Source organism: Micromonospora marincola, assembly GCF_056150385.1.
This window is the reverse complement of sequence record NZ_JAXCFT010000050.1, coordinates 1-1,292: the sequence shown is the minus strand read 5'-3', so window position 1 is coordinate 1,292 and position 1,292 is coordinate 1. Positions and strand designations below refer to the sequence as shown.

At 69.0% G+C, this 1,292-nt stretch carries 1 protein-coding gene; it reads left to right on the top strand.

The window, feature by feature from the left end; all coding sequences use genetic code 11:
• Window positions 1-1,256: hypothetical protein (locus SM450_RS30995; RefSeq protein ID WP_474623322.1), on the top strand; the 1,256-nt coding region annotated here is incomplete at its 5' end.
• Window positions 1,257-1,292 lie beyond the last annotated feature (36 nt).

The following is a 1,292-nucleotide window of genomic DNA, read 5'->3' as shown; positions in this document are numbered from 1 at the left end:
CCCGGGAGGTGCTGTCGTCCGTGCTGGCCGGCAAGACGTGGCCGGGCGTACCCGGACTGCGCGGGGTCATCGGTGCCCCAGTGCTGCGCCGTGACGGCACCCTGCTGCAACAGCCGGGCTACGACCCGGCGACCGGCTTCTACCTCGCCTCCAGGGTCGCGCTGCCGCCCGTGCCGGACGCGCCCACCGCGGAGCAGGTGGCAGAGGCTCGGCGGTTTCTGCTCGGCCGGTTCCTGCGCGACTTCCCCTGGGCGTCCGCAGCGGATCGGGCGAACTACATCGCCCTGTTGGCCACGCCGATCCTGCGGCACTTCACCCGCTCCCTGACCCCGTTCGCGCTGATCGACGCCACCATGCCCTCATCCGGCAAGACGATCCTCACCGCCGGCCCCGGCATGCTCTACGGCCAGCGCGTCATGCCCTGGGCCTACTCCGACGAAGAGTTGCGCAAGTCCATCACCGCCGTGTTCGCCGAACAGGTCGGCGTGGTCATCTGGGACAACCTCGCCGAGGGCACCGTCATCGACTCCGCCGTGCTCGCGCAACTCGTCACCACCGGCGTGTGGTCCGACCGGCAGTTGGGCGCGTCCCGCAACATCGCCACCGCCAACGACCGGCTGTGGATGGCCACCGGCAACAACCTCCAGGTCGGTGGAGACATGGCCTCCCGCACCGTGCGAGTGCACCTCGACCCGAACATGCCCCGCCCCGAACTACGCGACCAAAGCACCTTCGGCATCCCCCACCTCGACCAGTGGATCACCGTCCCAGCCAACCAACTGATCGTCCTGTGGCACCTCCTGGTGCTGGTGCTCGACTGGACCCGACAAGGAGCACCCCGCGTGACCGGGGTGACGATGCGGCAGTTCACCCCGTGGGCGCAGTACCTCGGCGGGTTCCTCGCCCACCACGACATCGACGGCTTCCTGACCAACGCCGCCGCCGTGCGCGAGATCGACCAAGACGAACAACGGTGGGGAGCGTTCCTCTCCACCTGGCACGAACGCCACGGCGACCGGCGCATGACCGCTGCCGAGCTACGTCGCGACGCCGAACCCGCGCACTTCGGCAGCGACATCAACGACCCGTGGGACGGCCAGTTCATCACCACCAGCTCAGGAAGGCTGCCCAACCCGCTGCAACTCGGCCGTCTCCTGACCGGCCAGGAAGGGCGCTACCGCGGCAACTACGTCCTGCGCGCCGGCACCAACGAACGAGGCCGCGCCATCTACTGGATCGAACACCGCGAGGAGTGAGCCGAAACCCCGCTGAACCATCTCGGCATCTCGGCA